Genomic DNA, 1,832 nt, shown 5'->3' with positions numbered 1-1,832 from the left:
ACCAACTCCAGCACTAATGCTACTACCAACTCCAGCACCAACGTCAGGACTAGTGCGACTACCACTGAAAGTACCAACTCCAGCACTAATGCTACTACCACTGCCAGCATCAACGTCAGGACTAGTGCGACTACCACTGAAAGTACCAACTCCAACACTAGTGCTACTACCACCGAAAGTACCGACTCCAACACTAGTGCTACTACCACTGCTAGCACCAACTCCAGCACTAATGCCACTACCACTGAAAGTACCAACGCTAGTGCCAAGGAGGACGCCAATAAAGATGGCAATGCTGAGGATAATAGATTCCATCCAGTCACCGACATTAACAAAGAGTCGTATAAGCGGAAAGGGAGTCAAATGGTTTTGCTAGAGAGAAAGAAACTGAAAGCACAATTTCCCAATACTTCCGAGAATATGAATGTCTTACAGTTTCTTGGATTTCGGTCTGACGAAATTAAACATCTTTTCCTCTATGGTATTGACATATACTTCTGCCCAGAGGGAGTGTTCACACAATACGGATTATGCAAGGGCTGTCAAAAGATGTTCGAGCTCTGTGTCTGTTGGGCTGGCCAGAAAGTATCGTATCGGAGGATGGCTTGGGAAGCACTAGCTGTGGAGAGAATGCTGCGAAATGACGAGGAATACAAAGAATACTTGGAAGACATCGAGCCATATCATGGGGACCCTGTAGGGTATTTGAAATTTTTTAGCGTAAAAAGGAGAGAGATCTACTCTCAGATACAGAGAAATTATGCTTGGTACCTGGCCATTACTAGAAGAAGAGAAACAATTAGTGTATTGGATTCGACAAGAGGCAAGCAAGGGAGCCAAGTTTTCCGCATGTCTGGAAGGCAGATCAAAGAGTTGTATTATAAAGTATGGAGCAACTTGCGTGAATCGAAGACAGAGGTGCTGCAGTACTTTTTGAACTGGGACGAGAAAAAGTGCCGGGAAGAATGGGAGGCAAAAGACGATACGGTCTTTGTGGAAGCGCTCGAGAAAGTTGGAGTTTTTCAGCGTTTGCGTTCCATGACGAGCGCTGGACTGCAGGGTCCGCAGTACGTCAAGCTGCAGTTTAGCAGGCATCATCGACAGTTGAGGAGCAGATATGAATTAAGTCTAGGAATGCACTTGCGAGATCAGCTTGCGCTGGGAGTTACCCCATCTAAAGTGCCGCATTGGACGGCATTCCTGTCGATGCTGATAGGGCTGTTCTACAATAAAACATTTCGGCAGAAACTGGAGTATCTTTTGGAGCAGATTTCGGAGGTGTGGTTGTTACCACATTGGCTTGATTTGGCAAACGTTGAAGTTCTCGCTGCAGATGACACGAGGGTACCGCTGTACATGCTGATGGTAGCGGTTCACAAAGAGCTGGATAGCGATGATGTTCCAGACGGTAGATTTGATATAATATTACTATGTAGAGATTCGAGCAGAGAAGTTGGAGAGTGAAGGAAATTGTTGTTACGAAAGTCAGTGATTATGTATTGTGTAGTATAGTATATTGTAAGAAATTTTTTTTTTCTAGGGAATATGTGTTTTGATGTAGTATTTTACTGTTTTGATTTAGTGTTTGTTGCACGCGGTAGCGAGAGACAAGTGCGAAGGAGTAGGATGAAAAGACAGTCTATAAAAAGTAAACATAAAATAAAGGTAGTAAGTAGCTTTTGGTTGAACATCCGGGTAAGAGACAACAGGGCTTGGAGGAGACGTACATGAGGGCTACTTAGGGCTATTTAGGGCTATGTAAAAGTGTTGTAGGGCATTGTTAAGGCGCTAGGCATGCCTTCTGAAGCAAACTTGGCTGCTGTACTGCAAAA

General features: G+C 44.3%; 2 protein-coding genes. One reads left to right on the top strand and one right to left on the bottom strand.

The genetic code is table 11. From position 1 onward, the window contains the following. Positions 1-315 (bottom strand): hypothetical protein (locus tag NE668_RS10550; protein ID WP_256196756.1); only part of this gene is annotated, 315 nt, incomplete at its 3' end. 48 nt (positions 316-363) lie between these two features. Here NE668_RS10550 and NE668_RS10545 point away from each other — a divergent pair. Beyond that, positions 364-1,464 (top strand): YccJ family protein, encoded by a 1,101-nt coding sequence (locus NE668_RS10545; protein WP_503473794.1) that lies wholly within the window; start codon positions 364-366, stop codon positions 1,462-1,464. Positions 1,465-1,832 lie beyond the last annotated feature (368 nt).

Source organism: Veillonella parvula, assembly GCF_024461875.1.
Taxonomy (GTDB): Bacteria; Bacillota; Negativicutes; order Veillonellales; family Veillonellaceae; genus Veillonella; species Veillonella parvula_I.
This window is presented reverse-complemented; position numbering and strand designations above follow the sequence as displayed.